Source organism: Streptomyces triticisoli, assembly GCF_003270085.1.
GTDB lineage: Bacteria > Actinomycetota > Actinomycetes > Streptomycetales > Streptomycetaceae > Streptomyces > Streptomyces triticisoli.
This window is the reverse complement of record NZ_QFDQ01000003.1, coordinates 85,436-107,728: the sequence shown is the minus strand read 5'-3', so window position 1 is coordinate 107,728 and position 22,293 is coordinate 85,436. Positions and strand designations below refer to the sequence as shown.

The window sequence follows — 22,293 nt, the reverse complement described above, 5'->3', positions numbered from 1 at the left end:
GTGGAACGACCAACCGGGGATACCTCATTGTGAGGTATCCCCGGTCGGGATCGCTCATGTCATCGAAACGTCCGAGGGTGTCAGACGAGCTCGGTGACGGTACCGCCGGCGGCGGTGATCTTCTCCTTGGCGGAGCCGGAGACGGCGTCGACCGTCACCTGCAGCGCCACGGAGACCTCGCCCTGGCCGAGGACCTTGACGAGGCTGTTCTTGCGAACGGCGCCCTTGGCCACCAGGCCCTCGACCGTGACCTCGCCGCCCTCGGGGTAGAGCGCGGCCAGCTTGTCGAGGTTGACGACCTGGTACTCGGTCTTGAACGGGTTGTTGAAGCCCTTCAGCTTCGGGAGCCTCATGTGCAGCGGCATCTGGCCGCCCTCGAAGCTCTCCGGAACCTGGTTGCGGGCCTTGGTGCCCTTGGTACCACGACCGGCCGTCTTACCCTTCGACGCCTCACCACGACCGACACGGGTCTTGGCGGTCTTGGCGCCGGGGGCGGGACGGAGGTTGTGGATCTTCAGCGGGTTCTGCTCCGCCATGATCAGTCGACCTCCTCGACCGTCACGAGGTGGCGGACGGTGTGCACCATGCCGCGGAACTCGGGACGGTCCTCCTTGACGACCACGTCGCCGAGCTTCTTGAGCCCGAGCGTACGCAGGGTGTCACGGTGGTTCTGCTTGCTGCCGATGTAGGACTTGACCTGCGTGATCTTGAGCTGCGCCACGATTACGCACCCGCCCCGGCACGCGCACGCAGCAGGGCCGCGGGGGCCACGTCCTCCAGCGGCAGACCACGGCGGGCCGCGATCTCCTCGGGACGCTGCAGGCCCTTGAGAGCCTCCACGGTGGCGTGCACGATGTTGATCTGGTTGTCGGAGCCGAGCGACTTCGACAGCACGTCGTGGATACCGGCGCACTCGAGCACGGCACGCACCGGACCACCGGCGATCACGCCGGTACCCGGGGAGGCGGGCTTGAGCAGCACGATGCCGGCAGCCTTCTCACCCTGGATGGGGTGCGGGATGGTGCCCTGGATCCGGGGAACCTTGAAGAAGTGCTTCTTGGCCTCCTCCACACCCTTGGCGATGGCGGCCGGCACCTCCTTGGCCTTGCCGTATCCGACACCCACGGTGCCGTCACCGTCGCCCACCACGACCAGCGCGGTGAAGCTGAAGCGACGACCACCCTTCACAACCTTGGCGACACGGTTGATCGCGACGACGCGCTCGACGTACGCGGTCTTCTCGGCGGCAGCTGCGCCGCCGTCACGGCCCCTCCGGTCCCGCCGCTCGCCGCCACCGGCACCGCCACCGCGGCGCTGGGGTCCAGCCATTGGAATTACCTCTCTCTGTTTCCGCTAGCTCGGAACCGGCTCAGAACCTGAGGCCGGCTTCGCGGGCGGCGTCCGCCAGGGCGGCGATGCGCCCGGCGTACTGGTTGCCACCACGGTCGAACACGACAGCCTCGACACCGGCGGCCTTGGCACGCTCGGCGACCAGGGCGCCGACCTGCTTGGCCTGCGCGGACTTGTCGCCCTCGCCACCGCGGATCGAGCCGTCCAGGGTGGACGCCGACGCCAGGGTGTGGCCCTTGAGGTCGTCGATCACCTGCGCCACGATGTGGCGGTTGGAGCGGGTCACGACCAGACGGGGACGCTCCGCCGTACCGGACACCTTCTTGCGGATCCGGATGTGACGGCGCTTGATCGCGGCGCGCTTGTAGGCGTCGCCCTTGAGGATCTTCTGCCCGTATGCCATGGCTTACTTGCCCGCCTTTCCGACCTTGCGGCGGATGACTTCGCCCTCGTACTTGACGCCCTTGGCCTTGTACGGGTCGGGCTTGCGCAGCTTGCGGATGTTGGCCGCGATCTCGCCGACCTTCTGCTTGTCGATGCCCTCGACCGAGAAGCGGGTCGGGGTCTCCACCTTGAAGGTGATGCCCTCGGGCGCCTCGACGGTGACCGGGTGGCTGTAGCCGAGCGCGAACTCCAGGTTCGAGCCCTTGGCCTGCACGCGGTAACCGACACCGCTGATCTCGAGCTTCTTCACGTAACCCTGGGTCACGCCGGTGATCATGTTCGCCACCAGCGTGCGGGACAGGCCGTGCAGGGCCTTGTTCTGACGCTCGTCGTCGGGACGGGTCACCTGCAGGGTGCCGTCCTCGCCCTTGACGATCCCGATCGGCTCGACGACGGTGTGGGTCAGCTCGCCCTTGGGGCCCTTGACCGAGACCGTGCGGCCGTCGATGGTGACGTCCACGCCGGCGGGAACCGCGATGGGGAGCTTGCCGATGCGCGACATAGCTGTTTCCTCCGTTCCCTTCCGCTACCAGACGTAGGCGAGGACTTCCCCACCCACGCCCTTCTTGCCGGCCTGCTTGTCGGTGAGGAGCCCGTGGGACGTGGAGATGATCGCCACGCCGAGGCCGCCGAGCACCTTCGGCAGGTTGGTGGACTTCGCGTACACCCGGAGACCGGGCTTGGAGATCCGCTTGATGCCCGCGATGGAGCGCTCACGGTTCGGGCCGTACTTCAGCTCGAGGACGAGGTTCTTGCCGACCTCGGCGTCCTCGGTCTTCCAGCCCGTGATGAAGCCCTCCTGCTGGAGGATCTCCGCGATGTGAGACTTGATCTTGGACGCCGGCATCGACACGGAGTCGTGGTACGCCGAGTTCGCGTTCCGCAGACGCGTAAGCATGTCTGCGATCGGATCAGTCATGGTCATGAATTGGCCTTCGGCCTCTCTCGCCGGGGTTTCCTGGTGCGCCATCCCTCTCCCCGATCCGAGACGGGACGGGTGCGGCGCGGTGGACCTACGGCGTAGTAAGTCGTCTAGGCACGGCAGGTGCCCAACCCCGCAAGCCTAAGCCATGCGGAGCGGGCCTCCTGCCGTTCCCATTGCTTACCGAGAGCCCTGGGAGTCCGGAATTACCGGATTACCAGGAGCTCTTGGTCACGCCCGGCAGCTCGCCGCGGTGAGCCATCTCACGAAGGCACACGCGGCACAGGCCGAACTTGCGGTACACGGAGTGCGGACGGCCGCAGCGCTGGCAGCGGGTGTAGCCACGCACACGGAACTTGGGCTTGCGAGCAGCCTTCGCGATGAGAGCCTTCTTCGCCATCTCGCTTACGCCTCCTTGAAGGGGAAGCCGAGGTGACGGAGAAGGGCGCGGCCCTCTTCGTCGTTGGTCGCCGTGGTGACCACGGTGATGTCCATACCCCGGACGCGGTCGATCTTGTCCTGGTCGATCTCGTGGAACATGACCTGCTCCGTGAGACCGAAGGTGTAGTTGCCACGGCCGTCGAACTGCTTGGGGGACAGGCCGCGGAAGTCGCGGATGCGCGGCAGCGCGAGCGACAGGGTGCGGTCCAGGAACTCCCACATGCGGTCGCCACGGAGCGTGACGTGGGCACCGATCGGCTGGCCCTCACGCAGCTTGAACTGCGCGATGGACCGGCGGGCCTTGGTGACCGCCGGCTTCTGGCCGGTGATCGTGGTGAGGTCGCGGATGGCGCCCTCGATCAGCTTGGAGTCGCGGGCGGCGTCGCCCACACCCATGTTGACCACGATCTTGACGAGGCCGGGAACCTGCATGACGTTCTCGTACTTGAACTCGTCACGCAGCTTGCCCGCGATCTCCTCGCGGTACTTCTGCTTCAGACGCGGGGCAGTGGTGGTAGCCATCAGATGTCCTCACCCGTCCGCTTGGCAACGCGGATCTTGTTGCCGTTGTCGTCGAAGCGGTAACCGACGCGGGTCACGACCTTCTTGCCGTCCTTCTCCACGACCAGCTGGACGTTGGAGACGTGGATCGGCGCCTCGGTGGTGACGATGCCGCCGGCCTGGGAACCGCGGGCGGTCGGACCGGCCTTGGTGTGCTTCTTGACCCGGTTGACACCCTCGACCAGGACACGCTCATCGCGCGGGTAAGCGGCGATGACCTTGCCCTGCTTGCCCTTGTCCTTGCCGGTGATGACCTGGACCAGGTCGCCCTTCTTGATCTTCATGCTCACAGCACCTCCGGCGCGAGGGAGATGATCTTCATGAACTTCTTCTCGCGCAGCTCACGGCCGACCGGGCCGAAGATACGGGTGCCACGAGGGTCGCCGTCGTTCTTGAGGATGACGGCGGCGTTCTCGTCGAAGCGGATGTACGAGCCGTCCGGACGGCGGCGCTCCTTGACGGTGCGAACGATGACCGCCTTGACGACGTCACCCTTCTTCACGTTGCCACCGGGGATCGCGTCCTTGACGGTGGCGACGATGACGTCACCGATGCCCGCGTAGCGGCGACCGGAGCCGCCGAGCACACGGATGCAAAGGATTTCCTTCGCCCCCGTGTTGTCGGCGACACGCAGTCGCGACTCCTGCTGGATCACGTCTATCTCCTGATCGTCTGCCGGTTCCCTCCGGGTACCTGCCCGGAGAGCCTGGCGGAACTGGCCTGCGGGTCACTCCCGCAGAAATTACTTGTACCTCTGAAGGCATGGACCCTCGCCGCCGGGGCGAGCGCCCCGGGCCGGCTCCGGCCGTCCGGCGGGATCCCACTCGTTGCCTCGCGGGTCCGCCGCCGGATGCGGCCGGAGCCGACCGGGGCAGAGCCCCGGTGGGGTGCCAGGGGCGGGAAGCCCCTGGCGGGGTCAGCGGGGGCTGGGCCCCCGCTTCTTACTTCGCCTTCTCGAGGATCTCGACGATGCGCCAGTGCTTGGTGGCGGACAGCCTCCGGGTCTCCATCAGGAGGACGCGGTCGCCGATGCCGGCAGCGTTCTGCTCGTCGTGCGCCTTGAGCTTCTCGGTACGGCGGATGACCTTGCCGTACAGCGCGTGCTTCACACGGTCCTCGACGGCGACGACGACGGTCTTGTCCATCTTGTCGCTGACGACCAGGCCCTCACGGGTCTTGCGGGCGTTGCGCTCGGTCTTTTCAGTCACATTGCTCTCGCTCATCAGGCGTTCTCCACCGTTTCGATGCCCAGCTCACGCTCGCGCATCAGGGTGTAGATCCGCGCGATGTCCTTGCGGACCGCCTTCAGACGGCCGTGGTTCTCGAGCTGCCCGGTCGCCGCCTGGAAGCGGAGATTGAACAGCTCTTCCTTGGCCTCGCGGAGCTTGCCCAGAAGCTCCTCGTTGCCCAGCTCGCGCAGCTCGGACGCCTTGGTACCGGCCGACATCACGCTTCACCTGCCTCGCGCTTGACGATCCGGCACTTCATCGGCAGCTTGTGGGCCGCACGGGTCAGCGCCTCACGGGCGATCTTCTCGTTCGGGTAGGACAGCTCGAACATCACGCGACCGGGCTTGACGTTCGCGACCCACCACTCCGGCGAACCCTTACCGGAACCCATGCGGGTCTCGGCGGGCTTCTTGGTCAGCGGGCGGTCCGGGTAGATGTTGATCCAGACCTTGCCGCCACGCTTGATGTGACGGGTCATGGCGATACGAGCCGCCTCGATCTGGCGGTTCGTCACATAGGCCGGGGTCACCGCCTGGATGCCGTACTCGCCGAACGCAACCTGCGTGCCACCCTTGGACATACCACTGCGCGTCGGGTGGTGCTGCTTGCGGTGCTTGACCCTACGGGGGATCAGCATGTCGGTCAGGCCTCCGTTCCGGTGCTCTCAGCCGGAGCCGCAGTGGCCGGAGCCTCGGCCTTGGGGGCCTCGGCGGCCGGAGCCGACTGCTGCTGCGGCCTGCGACCGCGCCGCTCGCCACCGCGGCCACCACGGGCCGGGCGGTCGGCGCCACCACGGGCCGGGCGGTTGCCCGCACGGGCGGCGGCGTTCTCGGCGCGGACCTCGGCGATGTTCTTGACGTCGCCCTTGTAGATCCAGACCTTCACACCGATGCGGCCGAAGGTCGTCTTGGCCTCGAAGAAGCCGTAATCCACGTTCGCGCGGAGCGTGTGCAGGGGCACGCGGCCCTCGCGGTAGAACTCCGAGCGGGACATCTCGGCGCCGCCGAGGCGGCCACCGCACTGGATCTTGATGCCCTTGGCGCCGGCCTTCATCGCCGACTGCATGCTCTTGCGCATGGCACGGCGGAAGGAGACGCGGGAGGACAGCTGCTCGGCAACGGCCTGGGCCACCAGCTGAGCGTCGGTCTCGGGGTTCTTGACCTCGAGGATGTTCAGCTGGACCTGCTTGCCCGTGAGCTTCTCGAGGTCGCCGCGGATGCGGTCGGCCTCGGCGCCACGGCGGCCGATGACGATGCCCGGACGCGCGGTGTGGATGTCCACGCGGACGCGGTCACGGGTGCGCTCGATCTCCACCTTGGAGATACCGGCGCGCTCCATGCCGGACGTCATCATCCGACGGATGGCGACGTCTTCCTTGACGTAGTCCTTGTACAGCTTGTCGGCGTACCAACGCGACTTGAAGTCGGTCGTGACACCGAGCCGGAACCCATGCGGGTTTACCTTCTGGCCCATTACCGGGTTCCTTCCTTGCTGCTGACGACCACGGTGATGTGGCTGGTCCGCTTGCGGATCCGGTAGGCACGGCCCTGGGCGCGCGGACGGAACCGCTTCAGGGTCGGGCCCTCGTCGACGTACGCCTCGGAGATGAAGAGGCTGTCGGCGTCGGTGTGGTCGTAGTTGTGCGCGGCGTTGGCGATGGCGCTGTCCAGCACCTTGCCGACCGGCACGGAGGCTGCCTGCGGGGCGAATCGCAGGACGGCCTGGGCCTCCGTGGCGTCCATGCCACGGATGAGGTCCACCACGCGGCGGGCCTTCATGGGCGTGACGCGGATGTACCGCGCCTGGGCCCTGGCTTCCATGGTTGTCCCTTCAGTTACTTACGTGTCTGAATGCGATCCGCTTAGCGGCGCTTCGACTTCCGGTCGTCCTTGACGTGGCCCCGGAAGGTGCGGGTCGGCGCGAACTCGCCGAGCTTGTGGCCGACCATCGACTCGGTGACGAACACCGGGATGTGGGTCTTGCCGTTGTGCACCGCGATCGTGTGGCCGAGCATGGCCGGCACGATCATCGAGCGACGGGACCAGGTCTTGACGACGTTCTTGGTGCCGGCTTCGTTCTGCGAGTCCACCTTCTTGATCAGGTGGTCGTCGACGAAGGGCCCCTTCTTCAAGCTACGAGGCATCTCAACCCGTCCTTAGCGCTTCTTGTTCGTCTTGCGGCGGCGGACGATGTACTTGTTGCTCGCCTTCTTGGGAGCACGAGTACGACCTTCCTTCTGACCCCAGGGGCTGACCGGGTGACGGCCACCCGAGGTCTTGCCCTCACCACCACCGTGGGGGTGGTCAACCGGGTTCATCGCCACACCACGAACGGACGGGCGGATGCCCAGCCAGCGCTTGCGGCCGGCCTTGCCCCAGCTGATGTTGGACTGCTCGGCGTTGCCGACCTCACCGATGGTGGCGCGGCAGCGGACGTCGACCAGGCGGATCTCACCGGACGGCATGCGCAGGTGGGCGTAGGAGCCCTCCTTCGCGAGCAGCTGCACGGAGGCACCGGCGGAACGGGCGATCTTGGCGCCGCCGCCGGGGCGGAGCTCGATCGCGTGGATCGTGGTACCGACCGGCATGTTACGCAGGGCCATGTTGTTGCCCGGCTTGATGTCGGCCCCGGGACCGTTCTCGACGCGGTCGCCCTGGTGCAGGCCGCGCGGCGCGATGATGTAGCGCTTCTCGCCGTCGGCGTAGTGCAGCAGCGCGATGTGCGCGGTGCGGTTGGGGTCGTACTCGATGTGCGCGACCTTCGCCGGCACGCCGTCCTTGTCGTGACGACGGAAGTCGATCACGCGGTAGGCGCGCTTGTGGCCACCGCCCTGGTGGCGGACGGTCACACGACCGGAATTGTTACGGCCGCCCTTGCTGTGCAGGGGACGGACCAGCGACTTCTCCGGCGTGGACCGCGTGATCTCGACGAAGTCGGCGACGCTGGCGCCACGACGGCCAGGAGTCGTCGGCTTGTACTTGCGGATACCCATTGTCTCTCAGTCCTCGGAAATGATCCGGACTATCTGGACGCTCCGAACCGCCGTCAGGCGGTCGGACCGCCGAAGATGTCGATGCGGTCGCCCTCGGCGAGGGTCACGATCGCGCGCTTGGTCGCGGAACGCTGGCCGAAACCGGTCTTGGTCCGCTTGCGCTTGCCCTGGCGGTTGATCGTGTTGACCCCGGTGACCTTGACCTCGAAGACCGCCTGGACGGCCTGCTTGATCTGGGTCTTGTTGGCACGCGTGTCGACGACGAACGTGTACTTGTTCTCGTCGAGGAGCGCGTAGCTCTTCTCCGAGACGACCGGCTTGACCAGGACGTCACGGGGGTCCGTGTACGACTTGCTCAGCGGGGTCTCGACCGTGTTCTTGCCCTCGGCGGCGTGGCGGCGTGCCTTGGCGACACGCGCGGCCTTGGCGGCCTTGGCCGCCTTGGAGGCGATGCTCGGGTGACGCGTAGCCATCAGGCCTCGCTCCCTTCGTTGTCGTTGGCCTTGTTCGGGCCGGCGACGAAGGACTCGAAAGCGGCCTTGGTGAAGACCACGTCGTCCGAGACGAGAACGTCGTACGTGTTCAGCTGGCCCGGCTCCAGGATGTGGACCTGGGGCAGGTTGCGGGCGGACAGCCACGCGGCCTCGTCGGAGCGGTCGACGACCAGGAGCAGGTTCTTGCGCTCCGAGATCTTGCCGAACAGCGACTTGGCGGCCTTCGTGGAGGGGGTCTCGCCCTCGATCACGCCGGTGACGACGTGAATGCGGTCGTGGCGGGCCCGGTCGGTGAGGGCGTGGCGCAGGGCCGCGGCCTTCATCTTCTTCGGGGTCCGCTGCGAGTAGTCGCGCGGCTGCGGGCCGTGGACGATGCCACCGCCGGCGAACTGCGGCGCGCGGATCGAGCCCTGACGGGCGCGGCCGGTGCCCTTCTGGCGGTACGGCTTGCGGCCACCGCCGCGGACCTCGCCACGGGTCTTGGTCTTGTGGGTGCCCTGACGGGCGGCGGCCAGCTGCGCGACGACGACCTGGTGGATCAGCGGGATGCTGACCTTCTCGACGCCGAAGATCTCCGCGGGGAGCTCGACGCTACCGGCCTTCTCGCCGGCCGGCGAAAGGATGTCAACAGTGCTCATCGGTTACCTCAGGCCCCCTTGGCCGCGGTGCGGACCAGGACGAGGCCGCCGTTCGGACCGGGAACCGCGCCCTTGATGAGCAGCAGACCCTTCTCCGCGTCAACGGCGTGGACGGTCAGGTTCTGGGTGGTGACCCGCTCGTTGCCCATACGGCCCGCCATGCGCTGGCCCTTGAACACACGACCCGGGGTGGCGCAGCCACCGATGGAGCCGGGCGTGCGGTGCACGCGCTTGGCACCGTGCGAGGCGTTGTTGCCACTGAAGTTGTGGCGCTTCATGACGCCGGCGAAGCCCTTGCCCTTGCTCGTGCCGGTGACGTCGACCTTGACGCCCGCCTCGAACACCTCGGCGGTGACCTCCTGGCCGAGGGTGTACTCGGCGGCGTCCGCGGTGCGGAGCTCGACGAGGTGGCGGCGGGGGGTGACGTCGGCCTTCGCGAAGTGACCCTTGAGGGGCTTGTTCACCTTGCGCGGGTCGATCTCGCCGAAGGCGAGCTGGACGGACTCGTAGCCGTCGACATCGTTCGTACGGACCTGGGTGACGACGTTCGGTCCGGCCTTGACGACGGTGACCGGGACGACACGGTTGTTCTCGTCCCAGACCTGCGTCATGCCGAGCTTCTCGCCCAGGATGCCCTTGATCTGCTTGGTCATCTCTCAGATCACCGCGCCTCAGAGCTTGATCTCGATGTCGACACCGGCCGGGAGGTCGAGTCGCATCAGAGAGTCAACGGTCTTGGGGGTCGGGTCGAGGATGTCGATCAGGCGCTTGTGGGTGCGCATCTCGAAGTGCTCGCGCGAGTCCTTGTACTTGTGCGGCGACTTGATGACGCAGTACACGTTCTTCTCAGTGGGCAGCGGCACCGGGCCCGCGACCGACGCACCAGTACGGGTCACCGTCTCGACGATCTTCTTCGCCGAGGAGTCGATGACCTCGTGGTCGTAGGCCTTGAGCCGGATGCGGATCTTCTGTCCCGCCATGGCTACTCAGCAGTCCTGTCTCTCCATACGCTCTGGAGCCCGGTGTTTTCTTGCTTTTCTCCGACCCACGCGGTCGGGCGTGTCGCACTCCCACTGACACAGATGTCCCTTGTTTCGAACATCCCTGCAGGATTGTGCACGGCCCACCAGAACCGCGAGCCGGGGGCTGAAGACCCACCGGGCGCCTGGTCGGCGCCGCGCCCACGCTTCCCGGAAGATTCCCGTACGTCCGCCCCAGCGCTGCCGTGAGGCAGTTAGGGCGACGAGTACCGTGGGACTCGCTTCCGGTCCTCCCGGCGGGAGGCGCGCGACATCAACACTCGACCGAGCAACTCGGACAGTCTGCCACAGCGGGCAGGGCGCTGGCCAATCGGGCCGTAGAGAGTACCCCGGAGGGGGCATAGGCCAAACCGAGGCCGCTGATCATCGCGCTGGGCCCGGGAGCGAAAGCAGCGGCGGACCCTGCGGACACCGCGAGGGCGCTCGGCGAGCCGGGCGGGCGCGGAGTGCCTGAGCCGAAGGCGACGACAGCGGCACCCGCGGCCCGGTACTGATCATTCCCACGGGTGATTTCCCGGCCGTTTCGTACGTCCCGGCCGTCCGGGCCATCACACTGGGCTCTCCCGACTCCGGGGACGCACACACGGAAGGGCCACGTCGACCATGGTCAAGATCCGACTGGAGACCAGCCGGGAGCACATCGCCGAGCTGGCGCGGCTGCGCGACCCCGTGGGGGCCGTCGAGGAGCTGATCTGGAACGCCCTGGACGCCGACGCCGGGCGTGTCGTGGTCACCCTGGAGCGCAACGACCTCGGTGGCGTGGACCGGGTCCGGATCGAGGACGACGGCAGCGGGATGTCCGCCGAGCACGGCGAGGAGTACTTCCGGCCCATCGGCGCCTCGTGGAAGAAGCGCGCGAAGGGCACCCCGGAAAAGGGCCGCGCCCTGCACGGCAAGAACGGGCGGGGCCGGGTACGCGCCTTCGCCCTCGGCGCCCGGGTGCGCTGGACCAGCGTCAGCGAGGGCGACGACACCGGCGCGGGCCGGCAGCAGCTGGTCATCGAGGCCGACCGGCACTCCATGGACGAGTTCGACATCGGCGACCCCGAGCCCGCCGACGGCACCGCCACCGGCACGCTCTTCGAGTCGTTCGGCGGGGAGGAGCTGGACACGCTCGCGGATTGCCGCGCCCTTTCCTCGCTCACCACGGCCTTCGCCACGTATCTGGAGCGGTACCCGGATGTCCGTATCGAGTACGACGGTCAGATCCTCGACCCGGCCGCCGAGCAACAGCACGCACGCGACTACGTCCTGTCGGTGCCCGCGCACCAGGGCGGCGAGCCTGCCCGGCTGAAAGTCGTCGAATGGCGCCGCCCGGTCCCCCGCGCGCTCTTCCTCTGCGACGGCGAGGGCATGTCCCGCACCCAGCTCAAGCCCGGCATCCAGGCCCCCGGCTTCGAGTTCACCGCCCACCTCAGCTGGTCCGGCTTCGACGACGTGGACTCCGAGGACCTCGCCTTCACCGACTGGGCCCCCGACGGCCCCGCGGCCGACGTCCTGTCAGCGGCCCGCGACCGGCTCCGGGGCCACTTCCGGACCCGCGTGGACGAACGGCGGCGCGAGCAGGTCGCGCAGTGGCGGCGGGAGGGGATCTATCCGTACGCGGGCGACGCGACGGACGAGAAGGACCGGGCCGAGCGGGAGACCTTCGACGCCGTGGCCACCACCGTCTTCCGGCACCTTCCCAAATCCACCGGCACGCGGAAGACCACCTTCGCGCTGCTCCGCTCCGTCCTCGCCCACGAGCCGTCGGACGTCCTGCGGATCGCCGACGAGCTGTTCACCCTCTCCAGGCAGGAACGGGAGGAGCTGAACCGGCTCCTGAAGCGCACCACGCTCTCGGCGCTGATCAAGGCGTCGACGGCGGTGGCCAACCGCATCGACTTCCTCACCGCTCTGGAACACCTCGTCTTCACCCCCGAGGTGAAGCAGCGCGTCAGGGAGCGGGACGAACTCCACCGCATTCTGGAGGATCAGTGCTGGGTGTTCGGCGAGGAGTACGCGCTGCACGTCAGCGACCGCAGCCTCGACGTGGTGCTCGCGCACCACTGCCGGCTGCTCGGACGCGACACGCCCGCTCCCGGACCCGTCCTGCGCGAGGACGGACGCCCCGGCCGGGTCGACCTGATGCTGTCGCGGGTCGCACGGCACCGGAAGGGCGAACGGAGTCATCTGATCGTCGAGCTCAAGCGGCCCGGTGCCATCCTCGGCATGACGGAGTTCAGCCAGATCAGCGGCTACGCCGAGGCCGTGATGTCCGACGACCGGTTCCGCGACCCGGCGGTGACCTGGGACTTCTGGCTGGTGGGCAACGCCATGGACAAGACGCTACGGCAGCTGGCGCACCAAGTGGACCGCGTCCCGGGCTGCGCGGTGTCCAGCCCACGCTTCCGGATCATGGTGAAGACCTGGGGCGAGATCATCGAGGACTGCCAGGAACGCCTGCGTTTCCACAGTGCGCAGCTGGAGTACCAGTCCTCCACCGAGCACGCCATGGACTACCTGGTCCGCAACCACGGCGACGCCGTGACGGACCTCGTCGCCGACGGGACGATTCCCGCCTCGCGAAGCGCCGACACTGCCGACGTCACACCGTGAGGTACGAACCCGGCGACGGGATCAGGCCACTACGGCCGCCCCTGGCACGAAGTGCGCGCAGCTCGCGCCGCCGCGATCAGTCGTGCGCGCGCACCGAGCCGAACGGCATGACGAACGCGGCCCACGCCTCCGGCGTGAGCGCGAGCTGCGGGCCGCCGTCCGGTGGCGGACCCGCCGCCCCTCTGCCGCTCCACAACTGCGAGGGCTGCGAACGCGCGATCCGGACTCCGCACCCGGGGGCCTACTGCCGCGACTGCCGCAACGCGGGCCTTGATGCCGGCGCGGCAGCGTGATCAGCCTTCAGTCGGATCGAAGCCGGGCAGGCGAACACAGGAGCCGGTATGCCGGCATACATGAAGCGGACCACCGTCAAGATCGACGAGGCGCTGGACGCCAGGATGCGCCACGAGGCGGCCCGGCGCGGCATGACGGTCTCCGAGTGGACACGGGAGGCCATCGCGGCCCATCTGCCGGGCGGGGAAAGCCACGGTGACGCGGCACCACGCCGCGTCTTCAGTTCCGCGGGCGCGGGTGACAGCGGCCGCAGCGACATCTCCGAGCGCATGGAGGAACTGCTGGCCGGGCTCGCCGAGGGACGGGACATACTCGCCGAGGAGGAGGGCACCGCCCGACGACGGCTCAGCCCGTGAGTGTCCTGATCGTCGATGCAGGCCCCCTCTACGCCCTGCTCGACCGCCGTGACGCCTGGCACACGGCGTGCCGCCGCCTGCTGGAGTCCCGCTGGAGTCCCACCCCGGCCCCTTGCGGGTCCCCGCCCTGGTCATCGCCGAAGTGGCCCACCTGGCCGAACGCCGGCTCGGTCCGCGTGCCGAACTGCTGCTCACCCAGGACTTCGCCGAGGGCCTGTTCACCGTCGAGCCCGTCCACCCCGGCGACTGGCTCGGCATCGCCGAGCCGACCGCCCGCTACGTCGACCTGCCCCTGGGCATGGTGGACGCCTCGGTGATCGCCTGCGCGGAGCGCCTCGGGGTCGCCGAGGTGGCCACGGTCGACCGCACGCACTTCGGCACCGTACGTCCGAGGCACGTTTCCTCGTTCACGTTGCTGCCGTGAGCCTCCACGGGACGGTCGCACCGGTGGGTCCATCATCATCACGCTAGGGTCGGAGCGGCGAAGGCACACGCGAACGGACTCGGGGGACGGGATGACGGCAGCCGACGCGCACGGCACCGGGGAGATGCCCGGGGAGGCGGCGCCCGAGAACGGGAACCGTGGGCACGACAAAACGCTCCGGGACGCGGACCGCATGGACAAGTGGTCGATCGCCTGGACACTGACCGCGCTGCTGATGTGGGGCGTCTTCGCGATGCTGATGCTCGCCTCGGACAGCCCCGACGCCTCGGGCTCCGCCGGCGGCCGGGGCTGCCAGGGCCCGCTGATCGCAGCGTTCCAGGAAAGGGGAGCGGCCTGCGAGGGCGGGATGCGCCAGTGGCCGGTACTGCTCGGCGTCCTGGTCCTGGCACTCATCCCCACGATCGTCGCCGCGGCGACCACGGTCTACGCCAGGCTGCTCTCCCGCCTGGCGACAGCGCTCGGCGAGACGGGCGGCGGAACCAGGTCGGACGGCGAAAAGGACCACGGTACGGCTTGATCCCCCTGATCCCCTGATTCCCGGCGCCGGAGCGCCCACGGCAAGAGCCTGGCGCCCCGGCAGCAGGGATCAGCGACAGTGATCAGCGGCAGGGGTCAGATGACGCCCTGCGCCAGCATCGCGTCGGCGACCCGCTCGAAGGCGGCGATGTTCGCGCCGGTGACGTAGTCGCCGGAGGCGCCGTAGCGCTCGGCGGTCTCGTGGCAGGTGGTGTGGATGTCGCACATGATGAGGGCCAGCTCCCGCTCCACCTGGGTGGCCGTCCACGACGTACGGGAGTGGTTCTGGGCCATCTCCAGGGCGCTGACCGCCACCCCGCCCGCGTTCGCGGCCTTGCCGGGGCCGAAGGCGACCCCCGCCTGCTGGAGCAGGTGCACGGCCTCGGGCGTGGTCGGCATGTTCGCGCCCTCGGACACGGCCTTCACGCCGTTGCGGATGAGCGTCACGGCGTCCTTCTCGTCGAGTTCGTTCTGTGTCGCGGACGGCAGCGCGATGTCGGCCGGGACCTCCCAGACCCGCCCGTCGGGTACGAAGCGCGCGGAGGAGCCGCGGCGCTCGGCGTACTGGCTGATCCGGCCGCGCTCGACCTCCTTGACCTGCTTCAGCAGCCCGACGTCGATGCCCTTCTCGTCGATCACGTACCCGCCCGAGTCGGAGCAGGTCAGCGGGTTGGCGCCGAGGGCGAGCAGCTTCTCGATGGTGTAGATCGCGACGTTCCCGGAGCCGGAGACGATCGCCGTCTGGCCCTCCAGGTCCTCGCCGCGCTCGCGCAGCATCGCCTCCGTGAACAGCACGTTCCCGTAGCCGGTCGCCTCGGGCCGGATCAGGGAGCCGCCCCAGTGAGGGCCCTTGCCGGTGAGCACGCCGGCCTCCCAGCGGTTGGTGATCCGCCGGTACTGGCCGAACAGGTAGCCGACCTCGCGGGTGCCGACGCCGATGTCACCGGCGGGCACGTCCGTGTGCTCGCCGATGTGCCGGTACAGCTCCGTCATGAACGACTGGCAGAACCGCATGACCTCGGCGTCGCTGCGCCCGTGCGGGTCGAAGTCGCTGCCGCCCTTGCCACCGCCGATGCCGAGCCCGGTCAGCGCGTTCTTGAAGACCTGCTCGAAGCCGAGGAACTTGATGATGCCGAGGTTCACGGACGGGTGGAAGCGCAGGCCGCCCTTGTACGGGCCGAGCGCACTGTTGAACTCCACCCGGAACCCGCGGTTGACGTGCACCCGTCCGCGGTCGTCCTGCCACGGCACCCGGAAGATGATCTGCCGCTCCGGCTCGCACAGACGCTCGATAAGCCCCGCCTCCGCGTACTCCGGCCGGACCGCGAGCACCGGCCCCAGCGTCTCCAGCACCTCGTGAGCGGCCTGGTGGAACTCGGGCTGTGCGGGGTTGCGGTACTCGATCTCGGCGAGCAGGGAGGCGAGCGAGTCCTTGGTGTCGAGTCGCGTCACGGCGGACCCCTTTCTGGCACAACTGCCGGCACCAACCGGCGATGAAGCGCTAGGCGCCGTTGCCTCCGCGCAGGGACAGGGCCGTCCCGGGAATGGTCCATCCGGGAAACGACCGACCCTTCAGTGTTACTCCTGTGTCAATGTACTGACCAGTGATCGATCACCAGAAGCCCACCATGTGAGACGGCCCATCCGCAGAGGAAGGACAAACCACCACCAACAGTACGGCGCAGGACGGCTCCGATGGCACTCGGAGGCAAACGTGTGACGAGGACAACTACGTCACCGTCCCGCCCCCCGCGTCACCGATGTCCTGTCCTCAGCGAGCTTCGTCCCGAGCCCTGCCGGCAAGGACGGCGCAGACGACGAGCAGGGCTATGCATACGAACATCAGAGCGCCGCCGGTGTAGGAGGCGTAGGCCAGCGTGTCGGCGTCGGCACGGGCCAGCCGCGGGACCGTATTGACCAGCACGCTTGCATAGAGCACGAGGCCCGCCACACCGAACAGCCGGACGGGACCACGCTGCCTGCGGCGCAGCCAAGGCGGAGTCCAGCCGACGCTCTGGGCCGCGACCAGCGGGAGCCAGAACACGGAGCACAGGCAGGTGGTGTCAGCGGTGCAGAAATTCGGCCGCGGCATACAGCCCGACGGCCAGAGGGACCGCCCAGCGGACGAGTCCTGAACCGATCAGCGCACGTTCGGCCTGCGCGGTGGGGCGCAGGTGATCGTGCTGGGTCATGGCGGTCAACGTGTCGGCCGCCGCCTGGCCCCCTCCCCCGCCGGAACGACGGACGACACGCCTCAGCCAGGGCGGTGCGAACAGTCCGGCCATGGGCTCCTTCTCCGGACCGAAGAACTCCAACTGCCCGTCGTGCCGCATCTCCACACGGCTGATCACCGACCACGGCAGGAACCGTGAGGACCACAGGCGGCGTATGTACACACCGTCCCGGTCAGCGGTGATCCGCCACAGCGCGAGCCAGCTGCACGGCCAGCCGACGACCAGCAACGCCCACAGCACGGCGATCAAGTGACCCGGCTGCGGATGCGCCAGGCTCGCCCCGGCCGGGAGATCGGTCAGTACCACGAACACGACGCACCAGACCGCCGCCGTCCCCCTTCCACCCCACCCGGCACCCCACACCAGCGGCACCCCCGGCGCCGCCATCGTCCCGGCAAGCTGCTCGACCCGCGCGCGCCGCTCCCCCCGGGCCTGCCGGCGCCGCTCAGCCCGGTCCGTTCTCATCCCCGCCACTTCCCGCCCCAGCCCAGCTTCAATAGCCGCCCCACCGTAGCGACAACGGCCGGCGCGTGGCGGCCGGCGCCGGGAGGCACAGAATTCGGGGCCGGCTGTAAGGAAGTGCCGGGCTCATGACATGCACGGGGTGTGGACGACATCCAGACCGCACCCGACCGGGAGCGTGCCGCACGGTTCACGGCCTTCTACGTCCGTGACCACCCGCGCGTGTCCGCCTTTGTGCACCGGCGCGAAGGAGCATCGACGTCGTCTACACGACGCCCAGTTCCAGCCCCGAGGCGGCCGACCTCACCGCAGGAAAGGAGTACGTCCTGCTGCTCGGCACACTGGACGGCGGACGCTTCACCCTGGTCAACACGGCACAGGGCGCGTATCGGGTCGAGGACGACCACACGGTGGCCTCCGGCGACAACGACGTCACCCTGAGCCCCAGTGTGCTCAAGGCGCTGCGGCTGACCCCCTGACACCGGTGCGCAGCCACGGCGGGCCCGCGCACCGGAAGGCGGGCCTGCCGCCAGCCGGCACGGTCATCGGCGGCCAGGTCGCCGACCATGCCGACGCCGTCGAAGCCCGCTGCCAGTCACAGGCGTGACCTCCTGGGCAGCTCCTACTCCTTCAGGCCCACCGCCCCGACGGCGTGGCCCTGCTCGTGAGCGTTGTCCGCCGAGCCCGGGTCCGGACGCCAGTCGGCAGACCTGACCAGGCCCGGCTCGACCAGACGCAGCCCCTGCAGAAAACTCCCGATGCGCTCGGGCGAACGCAGGTGGTACGTGTTGACGGACTGCGCGTTATACGCCTCGACGGCCGCCTTGAGCTTCTCGCTGGTGTCCGTGCCATCGCTCAGGGCCACGTAACTGCCCCGCGGCAGAGCACCGATCAGCTCGGCCGCGATCCGCTCGGGCCCCTCGTCGTCCGAGAGCTGCCCCATGATGCCGAGCAGGACCAGCCCGACGGGCCGGTCGAAGTCCAGCGTGTGAGCCGCCTCGGCGAGGATCTTCCGCGGGTCGCGCACATCGGCACCGTATCCGGCAGCGAGGGGAGGCGCTCCAGCGTGCACAGCTCCTCCTCACGCCTGGACTGCCAGAAGAGCACCGGCAGGCCAAGCGCGTCACCTGAAGAGGCCGACAGCGATGAAGAATGCCCCCAAAGGAACCCAAAACCCACCCACGATTCGCAATGTCTTCGGCGTGGCGGACCCAATCGTTGGGTTTGTCCGACTAAAGAGGTGGAAGGCACGCTCAGCGGCGCCACCAAAATTCGTTGCGAATAGGACTCCAAGCACGAAAAAAATTACCCCGATCAGTAGAGGCATTTCCTTATCTCCTCTTTTTTCTTTCCCATAGGGTCCACCCATCTCCGTTGCTGAACCCTGTAGCAACTTCATTACCCAGGCCCAAGCCTATACCCCCCGAGGCCGTACCTACTGGCTCACCCTTTGAGTTTACTGTACCAATTGCGTGCTGATAGCCCCCATAGACGCCGACGCCCGCGTGGAGCGATGCTTCGGTGTCCCACCCTGCTCCCTTGAGTTGACTAATATCGTCAGCGTTACTTTTAATGAATCCAATATCCGCAGATGCGCCAACGTCCCAGCCCGCAGTGGTTTCTCCATATGAATACATGAAGTTGATTTGAGGGCGTCCATCTGGAGTCGTGGTCTGAACGAGGGAAACCGATCCAGAAACACCAACAACAAACCCTACGGAGCCACCAATAGTAATCCCTTGAGTCTGATTGTATCCAGTAACCTCCGCGACCGCTCCGATAAATTTTGCACCCAGATCGCCAGGCTGATGCGAGAAGGCTGCGGCACCCCTCCCAATACCCCTAATAATGGTCTTCAGGGTTTCATCTCCAGCCCCCTCCTTGCTTTCCTTCTGTTTCGCTTCGGATTTTCTCTCTGTTTCTTGCCTCTTGGCTTCCTGCTTGTATGTCTCAATATCACCCTGAGCCTTTCCGTTGAAACCGTTGGTGGTGCCGTCCGTCGTGTCGGAGTCGATCACCACGGCGTTGAAGGCGACCTCCACGCCCTTGTCGGCGTCGCCCACGTCCTTCACCAGTTGATCGATGCGCTGCTGCCAGGAGGCGACGGCCTTGCGGACGCTTTCCTGGTAGTCGGGATCGTGGTGCAGTGCGCTGAGTTCGCTCGTGCTCAGCCTTCCGGTGTCGTAGGAGACCACGCCCTGGTCCGAGACCTTCATGTCCTTGGAGACGGCCTCGTCCCGGGCCGACTCCAGCTTCTTCCGCAGGTCGACGAACTGGGTGTGGGCATCACGGAGGAGCGAGGCGATCGCCTTGGCTTCGACCTGTGCGTTCTGGAACTCCTTCAGCGTGATGTCGAAGCGTCTGTTGGCGGCGTCCGCACTCAGCCCGGTCCAGGTTTGTCCCATGGAGATGCCGTGCACGTCCCGCCGGTACGCGGTTTCCTGCTTGTAGAACTCCTTGGCCATGCCGTCCCAGCGTTCGGCAGCCGTGGTGAGCTTGGACAGGTCGGTCGTCAAGATCTCGTGGTACGTCGGCATGGGTCCCCGATGAGTGATGTGTTTGCCCGGTGGCGGACGGCCGTCAGAACCGGTCGAGAGCCGACGGCTGGCGGACCCCGGTTCCGACTCGGACGTCCGTTCCCGTCAGTACGGTCTTGGTGCTCCGTAGCGCCGTCTTCTCCGAGGAAAGCCTGTTCATGAGGTTCTGCGCCTGCTCGCCCCAGGTCTTGTGAGCCTTGCTCACTGCGCCGGACGTGAGCCACCCATGCCCGTCCTTCGCCCCGAACTCCTTGACGACAGCGCCTGTCTGCTCGTCGGCCCAGTCCCCCGCCTTCTTGGTATCGGGCTCAATGTGTTCCTCGAGCGCCTTTGCGGCGGCCTGCTTCTGCGCAGGAGACGACGCGAGATCCGGCCGGCTTCCGAAGGATCCGCTGCTGGAGTCAGCGGGTAGCTGATTCAGGCGCGTACCCACCGGATGGTCGGCACCGGCCCAGTTCATGTGGCACTCCTCTGCATCCGCTGTCACGACGCTCTACCCACGTCGGTTCGGTTGGCCTGCGCCCGCCACGCTAGCAACTAGCCTGAGTAACACGGTGGTTACCTTTGGTCCTCGGCGCTTCTGGGGGACGGTCGGGTCCTTCACTGGACAGAGAAAAAGATCAGTGAACGTTGGCCCGCCTGCGCCTCGCGACAGCGAAGGCCGCCACGGTGCCGCCGATCAGCAGAACGGCGCCGGCGCCGAGACCGACCCACAGCATGCCGTTGCCGTCGTTCCCCTTGGGGGACGCAGTGGCAGCGGCGGCCTCACCATTTGATGCGTCGGCATCCCTGCTCGGTACCTCGGTGGGCCTCGGCGGCGCGGAGGGCGATGCCGCGGCTGCCAGGTCCGGGAGCGGGTAGACGTCCGGCGGCCCGGGGTCGCCCGGGTTCTGCAGGGCGATGCGCGGACGGACGATGCCGTATCCGATGGAGTCGTTGCGCTTGGTGCCGTCCGTGGGGGCGCCGATGGTGTTGAGCATCACGCGGAGGACCTGGTTGTTGGTCCAGTCCGGGTGCTTGGACCAGATCAGGGCGGCGCTGGCGGAGGCCAGGGCGGTGGCGTCGCTGGTGCCGCTGGTCTTGCAGAGGCCTGTCTTGCCACCGCAGGCGTGGACCATGTCTTCGCCGGGGGCGGCGATGTCCACCTGGGGGCCATGCTCGGAGAAGGATGCACGCCGGAGGTTCTTGCCCACCGCTGCCACACCAACGACACCGGGGGTTCCGGCTGGGTAGAGAACCGGGTTGCCTTTGTCAGCGTCGTTGCCCACGCCTGCAAAGACCAGCGAGCCGCGCGCCAAAGCGTATTTTACTGCATCAGTAAGTTGTGGGGTGTTGATCGACGAAGCCATGGAAATGTTGATGACCTGGGCACGCTGGTCCGCGGCATAACGGATGGCCTTGCTGAAATACGCGGGTCTCGCGAAACCCAGTACATCTTCGTTCTCTGCAGGCACACGAATGGGAAGAATCTTGGCGCCAGGTGCGAGGCCGAACGCACCTTTTCCGCCCCCGTACGCCCCCGTACCAGCGATGAGTCCGGCCATACCCGTGCCGTGGCCGTCATAATCCGTGCGCTCGTCACCTGAACGACTTGAAGGTGCCAGGTCCAGCCCATCGAGCACCCGTCCTTTTAGGTCGGGATTGGCGGGATCGACCCCGGTGTCGATGACAGCGACAGTTACGCCCTCGCCCGTACTCGTCCGCCACATCTCCTCGGCGCGCATAGCATCCAGGTGCCACTGTTGAGAGCGGGTGGAGTCAGCATGAGCCAGCGTAGCTGGACTGATAGCTAGCAGTACGCCCACGGCCATTGAGGCCACGGGACGAAGCCCCCTGTGCCACGTCTTGCCTGTGGGCATGCGCATGGTTTTCCTGTTCCCTGATCGTCAGTCGGTGGTCGGTGATTCGCCTCGACGGCCGTTCTTCTGCTTCTCATTCCGCTGCCGCGTACGACTGGTCGATCCGGTCTGAGTATCGCGAACACCACCCCGCGAACCAGTCCCGCTGGGCATGCCACCCGAGATACCCCCCCTCGTCGGTGCGGAGGGTAGCTGGGCACCGGATCGCGACGGAGCACGGCCTGTTCGCTGCGGAGTACCGCCGACGATGCCGTCGCGCGGCGTTGCCGCGGCGCGCCCGGCGGTGGGTCCTGCAGTTTGGGTGATAGGCAGTGCTGGTGCTCCCGTGTTCGGCAGGCGGCTGGCAGAGCCTGGACTGGCTTCGGACTGGCCACCAAGTGAGACGCCAGATGCTCGCCCCATCGGCCGACCGGTGGTGGAGGGTGTAGCCGGACGGCCACCGGTGATTCCCGAACCGGACGGAGCGCCGCCTCTGCCCGATGTCGATGTCGGTCCCTGACCAATTGGGATGGCGCGGTCGGTCGGCCCCCCGGAAATGGGCAGATTTCGACCCGGGGTAGGACTGATTCCTGCGACTCCACGACCGGGAGCAGGCCCGATGGGTGCTTGCCCGGCCTGCCCAGGCAAGCGTCCCCCACCGGCTGACTTCCCGAGTCCACCTGAAGCTGACGGCATGCGTACAGGGCCACGCGATACCGGAGGAACCAGTCCGCTCGTCGGCGGCAGGGTTCCTGTGTCCGGACGCACAGTCGCGGGAGGCCCACTCGTGGGCCCGGAGCCCGAAGAAGGCTGATGGGCATCCGGTAGTGCAGACACTGAGTCGATGCCGACGTGCGTCACAGGCTCAACCGCCGTCGGAGGTGAGTGACTGGACGGAGACC

32 protein-coding genes are annotated in these 22,293 nt (G+C 67.6%); 4 read left to right on the top strand and 28 right to left on the bottom strand.

The window, feature by feature from the left end; all coding sequences use genetic code 11:
* Positions 1 to 80: 80 nt before the first annotated feature.
* The 21 genes from rplO to rpsJ form a co-directional block, all read right to left on the bottom strand.
* Entirely contained in the window at positions 81 to 536 is a 456-nt protein-coding gene (rplO, locus tag DEP02_RS01145) for a 50S ribosomal protein L15 (RefSeq protein ID WP_112465425.1), read from the bottom strand.
* Positions 537 to 538: 2 nt separating this feature from the next.
* Positions 539 to 721 carry a 50S ribosomal protein L30 gene (rpmD, locus tag DEP02_RS01140; protein WP_073951480.1) on the bottom strand — a complete coding sequence of 61 codons (183 nt, stop codon included), beginning with the start codon at positions 719 to 721 and terminating at the stop codon, positions 539 to 541.
* Between the two features lie 2 nt (positions 722 to 723).
* Positions 724 to 1,329, bottom strand: a complete 606-nt coding sequence (rpsE, locus tag DEP02_RS01135) for a 30S ribosomal protein S5 (RefSeq protein WP_112465424.1) — start codon at positions 1,327 to 1,329, stop codon at positions 724 to 726.
* 40 nt (positions 1,330 to 1,369) lie between these two features.
* Entirely contained in the window at positions 1,370 to 1,753 is a 384-nt protein-coding gene (gene rplR, locus DEP02_RS01130; protein WP_112465423.1) for a 50S ribosomal protein L18, read from the bottom strand.
* 3 nt (positions 1,754 to 1,756) lie between these two features.
* A complete protein-coding gene (gene rplF / locus DEP02_RS01125) occupies positions 1,757 to 2,296 on the bottom strand; it encodes a 50S ribosomal protein L6 (protein WP_112465422.1) in 540 nt (179 codons plus the stop codon).
* A gap of 24 nt (positions 2,297 to 2,320) precedes the next feature.
* Positions 2,321 to 2,719 carry a 30S ribosomal protein S8 gene (gene rpsH / locus DEP02_RS01120; protein WP_112465421.1) on the bottom strand — a complete coding sequence of 133 codons (399 nt, stop codon included), beginning with the start codon at positions 2,717 to 2,719 and terminating at the stop codon, positions 2,321 to 2,323.
* A gap of 211 nt (positions 2,720 to 2,930) precedes the next feature.
* A complete protein-coding gene (locus DEP02_RS01110; RefSeq protein WP_112465420.1) occupies positions 2,931 to 3,116 on the bottom strand; it encodes a type Z 30S ribosomal protein S14 in 186 nt (61 codons plus the stop codon).
* A gap of 5 nt (positions 3,117 to 3,121) precedes the next feature.
* On the bottom strand, positions 3,122 to 3,679 hold the full coding sequence (gene rplE, locus DEP02_RS01105) for a 50S ribosomal protein L5 (protein WP_112465419.1): 558 nt from the start codon (positions 3,677 to 3,679) through the stop codon (positions 3,122 to 3,124).
* Positions 3,679 to 4,002 carry a 50S ribosomal protein L24 gene (gene rplX / locus DEP02_RS01100; RefSeq protein ID WP_111003147.1) on the bottom strand — a complete coding sequence of 108 codons (324 nt, stop codon included), beginning with the start codon at positions 4,000 to 4,002 and terminating at the stop codon, positions 3,679 to 3,681. Before rplX ends, rplE begins: the two co-directional genes overlap by 1 nt.
* A 2-nt stretch (positions 4,003 to 4,004) precedes the next feature.
* Entirely contained in the window at positions 4,005 to 4,373 is a 369-nt protein-coding gene (gene rplN / locus DEP02_RS01095; protein ID WP_003998823.1) for a 50S ribosomal protein L14, read from the bottom strand.
* A gap of 286 nt (positions 4,374 to 4,659) precedes the next feature.
* On the bottom strand, positions 4,660 to 4,941 hold the full coding sequence (gene rpsQ / locus DEP02_RS01090) for a 30S ribosomal protein S17 (protein ID WP_112465418.1): 282 nt from the start codon (positions 4,939 to 4,941) through the stop codon (positions 4,660 to 4,662).
* The gene (rpmC, locus tag DEP02_RS01085) at positions 4,941 to 5,165 is read right to left on the bottom strand and encodes a 50S ribosomal protein L29 (protein ID WP_018564811.1); all 225 of its coding nucleotides are present in this window, start codon (positions 5,163 to 5,165) and stop codon (positions 4,941 to 4,943) included. The genes rpsQ and rpmC overlap by 1 nt, the downstream gene beginning before the upstream one ends.
* Entirely contained in the window at positions 5,165 to 5,584 is a 420-nt protein-coding gene (gene rplP / locus DEP02_RS01080; RefSeq protein WP_112465417.1) for a 50S ribosomal protein L16, read from the bottom strand. Before rplP ends, rpmC begins: the two co-directional genes overlap by 1 nt.
* A 5-nt stretch (positions 5,585 to 5,589) precedes the next feature.
* Complete coding sequence (gene rpsC / locus DEP02_RS01075) at positions 5,590 to 6,420, bottom strand: 30S ribosomal protein S3 (RefSeq protein WP_112465416.1); 831 nt, start codon at positions 6,418 to 6,420, stop codon at positions 5,590 to 5,592.
* On the bottom strand, positions 6,420 to 6,767 hold the full coding sequence (gene rplV / locus DEP02_RS01070) for a 50S ribosomal protein L22 (RefSeq protein ID WP_003974262.1): 348 nt from the start codon (positions 6,765 to 6,767) through the stop codon (positions 6,420 to 6,422). The genes rpsC and rplV overlap by 1 nt, the downstream gene beginning before the upstream one ends.
* Before the next feature lie 41 nt (positions 6,768 to 6,808).
* Positions 6,809 to 7,090: a 30S ribosomal protein S19 gene (gene rpsS, locus DEP02_RS01065; protein WP_112465415.1), complete on the bottom strand. Its 282-nt coding sequence runs from the start codon at positions 7,088 to 7,090 to the stop codon at positions 6,809 to 6,811.
* Positions 7,091 to 7,102: 12 nt separating this feature from the next.
* Positions 7,103 to 7,939: a 50S ribosomal protein L2 gene (gene rplB, locus DEP02_RS01060; protein WP_112465414.1), complete on the bottom strand. Its 837-nt coding sequence runs from the start codon at positions 7,937 to 7,939 to the stop codon at positions 7,103 to 7,105.
* A gap of 53 nt (positions 7,940 to 7,992) precedes the next feature.
* The gene (rplW, locus tag DEP02_RS01055) at positions 7,993 to 8,412 is read right to left on the bottom strand and encodes a 50S ribosomal protein L23 (RefSeq protein WP_112465413.1); all 420 of its coding nucleotides are present in this window, start codon (positions 8,410 to 8,412) and stop codon (positions 7,993 to 7,995) included.
* Positions 8,412 to 9,071, bottom strand: coding sequence for a 50S ribosomal protein L4 (rplD, locus tag DEP02_RS01050; protein WP_112465412.1), 660 nt, complete (start codon positions 9,069 to 9,071; stop codon positions 8,412 to 8,414). Before rplD ends, rplW begins: the two co-directional genes overlap by 1 nt.
* 8 nt (positions 9,072 to 9,079) lie before the next feature.
* Positions 9,080 to 9,724: a 50S ribosomal protein L3 gene (rplC, locus tag DEP02_RS01045; RefSeq protein WP_112465411.1), complete on the bottom strand. Its 645-nt coding sequence runs from the start codon at positions 9,722 to 9,724 to the stop codon at positions 9,080 to 9,082.
* An 18-nt stretch (positions 9,725 to 9,742) separates the two neighbouring features.
* Entirely contained in the window at positions 9,743 to 10,051 is a 309-nt protein-coding gene (rpsJ, locus tag DEP02_RS01040; RefSeq protein WP_003948644.1) for a 30S ribosomal protein S10, read from the bottom strand.
* A 663-nt stretch (positions 10,052 to 10,714) separates the two neighbouring features.
* Between rpsJ and DEP02_RS01035 the strand changes: the two genes are divergently transcribed.
* From DEP02_RS01035 to DEP02_RS01015, 4 genes are all read left to right on the top strand, one after another.
* Complete coding sequence (locus DEP02_RS01035; RefSeq protein ID WP_112465410.1) at positions 10,715 to 12,709, top strand: ATP-binding protein; 1,995 nt, start codon at positions 10,715 to 10,717, stop codon at positions 12,707 to 12,709.
* A gap of 341 nt (positions 12,710 to 13,050) precedes the next feature.
* Complete coding sequence (locus DEP02_RS01025; protein WP_112465409.1) at positions 13,051 to 13,359, top strand: ribbon-helix-helix domain-containing protein; 309 nt, start codon at positions 13,051 to 13,053, stop codon at positions 13,357 to 13,359.
* A 112-nt stretch (positions 13,360 to 13,471) separates the two neighbouring features.
* On the top strand, positions 13,472 to 13,783 hold the full coding sequence (locus DEP02_RS01020; RefSeq protein ID WP_232838902.1) for a PIN domain-containing protein: 312 nt from the start codon (positions 13,472 to 13,474) through the stop codon (positions 13,781 to 13,783).
* Positions 13,784 to 13,874: 91 nt separating this feature from the next.
* On the top strand, positions 13,875 to 14,321 hold the full coding sequence (locus DEP02_RS01015; RefSeq protein ID WP_112465408.1) for a hypothetical protein: 447 nt from the start codon (positions 13,875 to 13,877) through the stop codon (positions 14,319 to 14,321).
* Between the two features lie 95 nt (positions 14,322 to 14,416).
* On the opposite strand, the gene gdhA is transcribed toward DEP02_RS01015, so the two are convergent.
* From gdhA to mycP, 7 genes are all read right to left on the bottom strand, one after another.
* Entirely contained in the window at positions 14,417 to 15,772 is a 1,356-nt protein-coding gene (gdhA, locus tag DEP02_RS01010) for an NADP-specific glutamate dehydrogenase (RefSeq protein WP_112465407.1), read from the bottom strand.
* Positions 15,773 to 16,091: 319 nt separating this feature from the next.
* The gene (locus DEP02_RS01005) at positions 16,092 to 16,364 is read right to left on the bottom strand and encodes a hypothetical protein (protein ID WP_112465406.1); all 273 of its coding nucleotides are present in this window, start codon (positions 16,362 to 16,364) and stop codon (positions 16,092 to 16,094) included.
* A gap of 19 nt (positions 16,365 to 16,383) precedes the next feature.
* Positions 16,384 to 17,019, bottom strand: coding sequence for a PH domain-containing protein (locus DEP02_RS01000; RefSeq protein WP_112465405.1), 636 nt, complete (start codon positions 17,017 to 17,019; stop codon positions 16,384 to 16,386).
* Between the two features lie 619 nt (positions 17,020 to 17,638).
* Positions 17,639 to 18,043, bottom strand: a complete 405-nt coding sequence (locus tag DEP02_RS00990) for an SAM-dependent methyltransferase (protein ID WP_332871913.1) — start codon at positions 18,041 to 18,043, stop codon at positions 17,639 to 17,641.
* 304 nt (positions 18,044 to 18,347) lie between these two features.
* Positions 18,348 to 19,532, bottom strand: a complete 1,185-nt coding sequence (locus tag DEP02_RS33805; RefSeq protein WP_198668234.1) for a hypothetical protein — start codon at positions 19,530 to 19,532, stop codon at positions 18,348 to 18,350.
* A 64-nt stretch (positions 19,533 to 19,596) separates the two neighbouring features.
* Positions 19,597 to 20,013, bottom strand: a complete 417-nt coding sequence (locus DEP02_RS00980) for a hypothetical protein (protein WP_232838901.1) — start codon at positions 20,011 to 20,013, stop codon at positions 19,597 to 19,599.
* A gap of 160 nt (positions 20,014 to 20,173) precedes the next feature.
* Entirely contained in the window at positions 20,174 to 21,277 is a 1,104-nt protein-coding gene (gene mycP, locus DEP02_RS00975; protein WP_332871912.1) for a type VII secretion-associated serine protease mycosin, read from the bottom strand.
* Positions 21,278 to 22,293: the final 1,016 nt, after the last annotated feature.

Bases quoted from the DNA above. Each gene is read 5' to 3' on its own strand.
- rplO (WP_112465425.1), bottom strand. From the start codon at position 536: ATGGCGGAGCAGAACCCGCTGAAGATCCACAACCTCCGTCCCGCCCCC.
- rplV (WP_003974262.1), bottom strand. From the start codon at position 6,767: ATGGAAGCCAGGGCCCAGGCGCGGTACATCCGCGTCACGCCCATGAAG.
- DEP02_RS00980 (WP_232838901.1), bottom strand. From the start codon at position 20,013: ATGAACTGGGCCGGTGCCGACCATCCGGTGGGTACGCGCCTGAATCAG.
- rplD (WP_112465412.1), bottom strand. From the start codon at position 9,071: ATGAGCACTGTTGACATCCTTTCGCCGGCCGGCGAGAAGGCCGGTAGC.
- rpsS (WP_112465415.1), bottom strand. From the start codon at position 7,090: ATGCCTCGTAGCTTGAAGAAGGGGCCCTTCGTCGACGACCACCTGATC.
- rplP (WP_112465417.1), bottom strand. From the start codon at position 5,584: ATGCTGATCCCCCGTAGGGTCAAGCACCGCAAGCAGCACCACCCGACG.
- rplB (WP_112465414.1), bottom strand. From the start codon at position 7,939: ATGGGTATCCGCAAGTACAAGCCGACGACTCCTGGCCGTCGTGGCGCC.
- rpsE (WP_112465424.1), bottom strand. From the start codon at position 1,329: ATGGCTGGACCCCAGCGCCGCGGTGGCGGTGCCGGTGGCGGCGAGCGG.
- rpmC (WP_018564811.1), bottom strand. From the start codon at position 5,165: ATGTCGGCCGGTACCAAGGCGTCCGAGCTGCGCGAGCTGGGCAACGAG.
- rpsQ (WP_112465418.1), bottom strand. From the start codon at position 4,941: ATGAGCGAGAGCAATGTGACTGAAAAGACCGAGCGCAACGCCCGCAAG.
- rplR (WP_112465423.1), bottom strand. From the start codon at position 1,753: ATGGCATACGGGCAGAAGATCCTCAAGGGCGACGCCTACAAGCGCGCC.
- rplX (WP_111003147.1), bottom strand. From the start codon at position 4,002: ATGAAGATCAAGAAGGGCGACCTGGTCCAGGTCATCACCGGCAAGGAC.
- DEP02_RS01015 (WP_112465408.1), top strand. From the start codon at position 13,875: ATGACGGCAGCCGACGCGCACGGCACCGGGGAGATGCCCGGGGAGGCG.
- DEP02_RS01035 (WP_112465410.1), top strand. From the start codon at position 10,715: ATGGTCAAGATCCGACTGGAGACCAGCCGGGAGCACATCGCCGAGCTG.
- rplW (WP_112465413.1), bottom strand. From the start codon at position 8,412: ATGGCTACGCGTCACCCGAGCATCGCCTCCAAGGCGGCCAAGGCCGCC.
- rpsH (WP_112465421.1), bottom strand. From the start codon at position 2,719: ATGACCATGACTGATCCGATCGCAGACATGCTTACGCGTCTGCGGAAC.
- DEP02_RS01000 (WP_112465405.1), bottom strand. From the start codon at position 17,019: ATGAGAACGGACCGGGCTGAGCGGCGCCGGCAGGCCCGGGGGGAGCGG.
- rpsJ (WP_003948644.1), bottom strand. From the start codon at position 10,051: ATGGCGGGACAGAAGATCCGCATCCGGCTCAAGGCCTACGACCACGAG.
- rplC (WP_112465411.1), bottom strand. From the start codon at position 9,724: ATGACCAAGCAGATCAAGGGCATCCTGGGCGAGAAGCTCGGCATGACG.
- mycP (WP_332871912.1), bottom strand. From the start codon at position 21,277: ATGCGCGCCGAGGAGATGTGGCGGACGAGTACGGGCGAGGGCGTAACT.
- rpsC (WP_112465416.1), bottom strand. From the start codon at position 6,420: ATGGGCCAGAAGGTAAACCCGCATGGGTTCCGGCTCGGTGTCACGACC.
- rplF (WP_112465422.1), bottom strand. From the start codon at position 2,296: ATGTCGCGCATCGGCAAGCTCCCCATCGCGGTTCCCGCCGGCGTGGAC.
- rplE (WP_112465419.1), bottom strand. From the start codon at position 3,679: ATGGCTACCACCACTGCCCCGCGTCTGAAGCAGAAGTACCGCGAGGAG.
- DEP02_RS01110 (WP_112465420.1), bottom strand. From the start codon at position 3,116: ATGGCGAAGAAGGCTCTCATCGCGAAGGCTGCTCGCAAGCCCAAGTTC.
- DEP02_RS01025 (WP_112465409.1), top strand. From the start codon at position 13,051: ATGCCGGCATACATGAAGCGGACCACCGTCAAGATCGACGAGGCGCTG.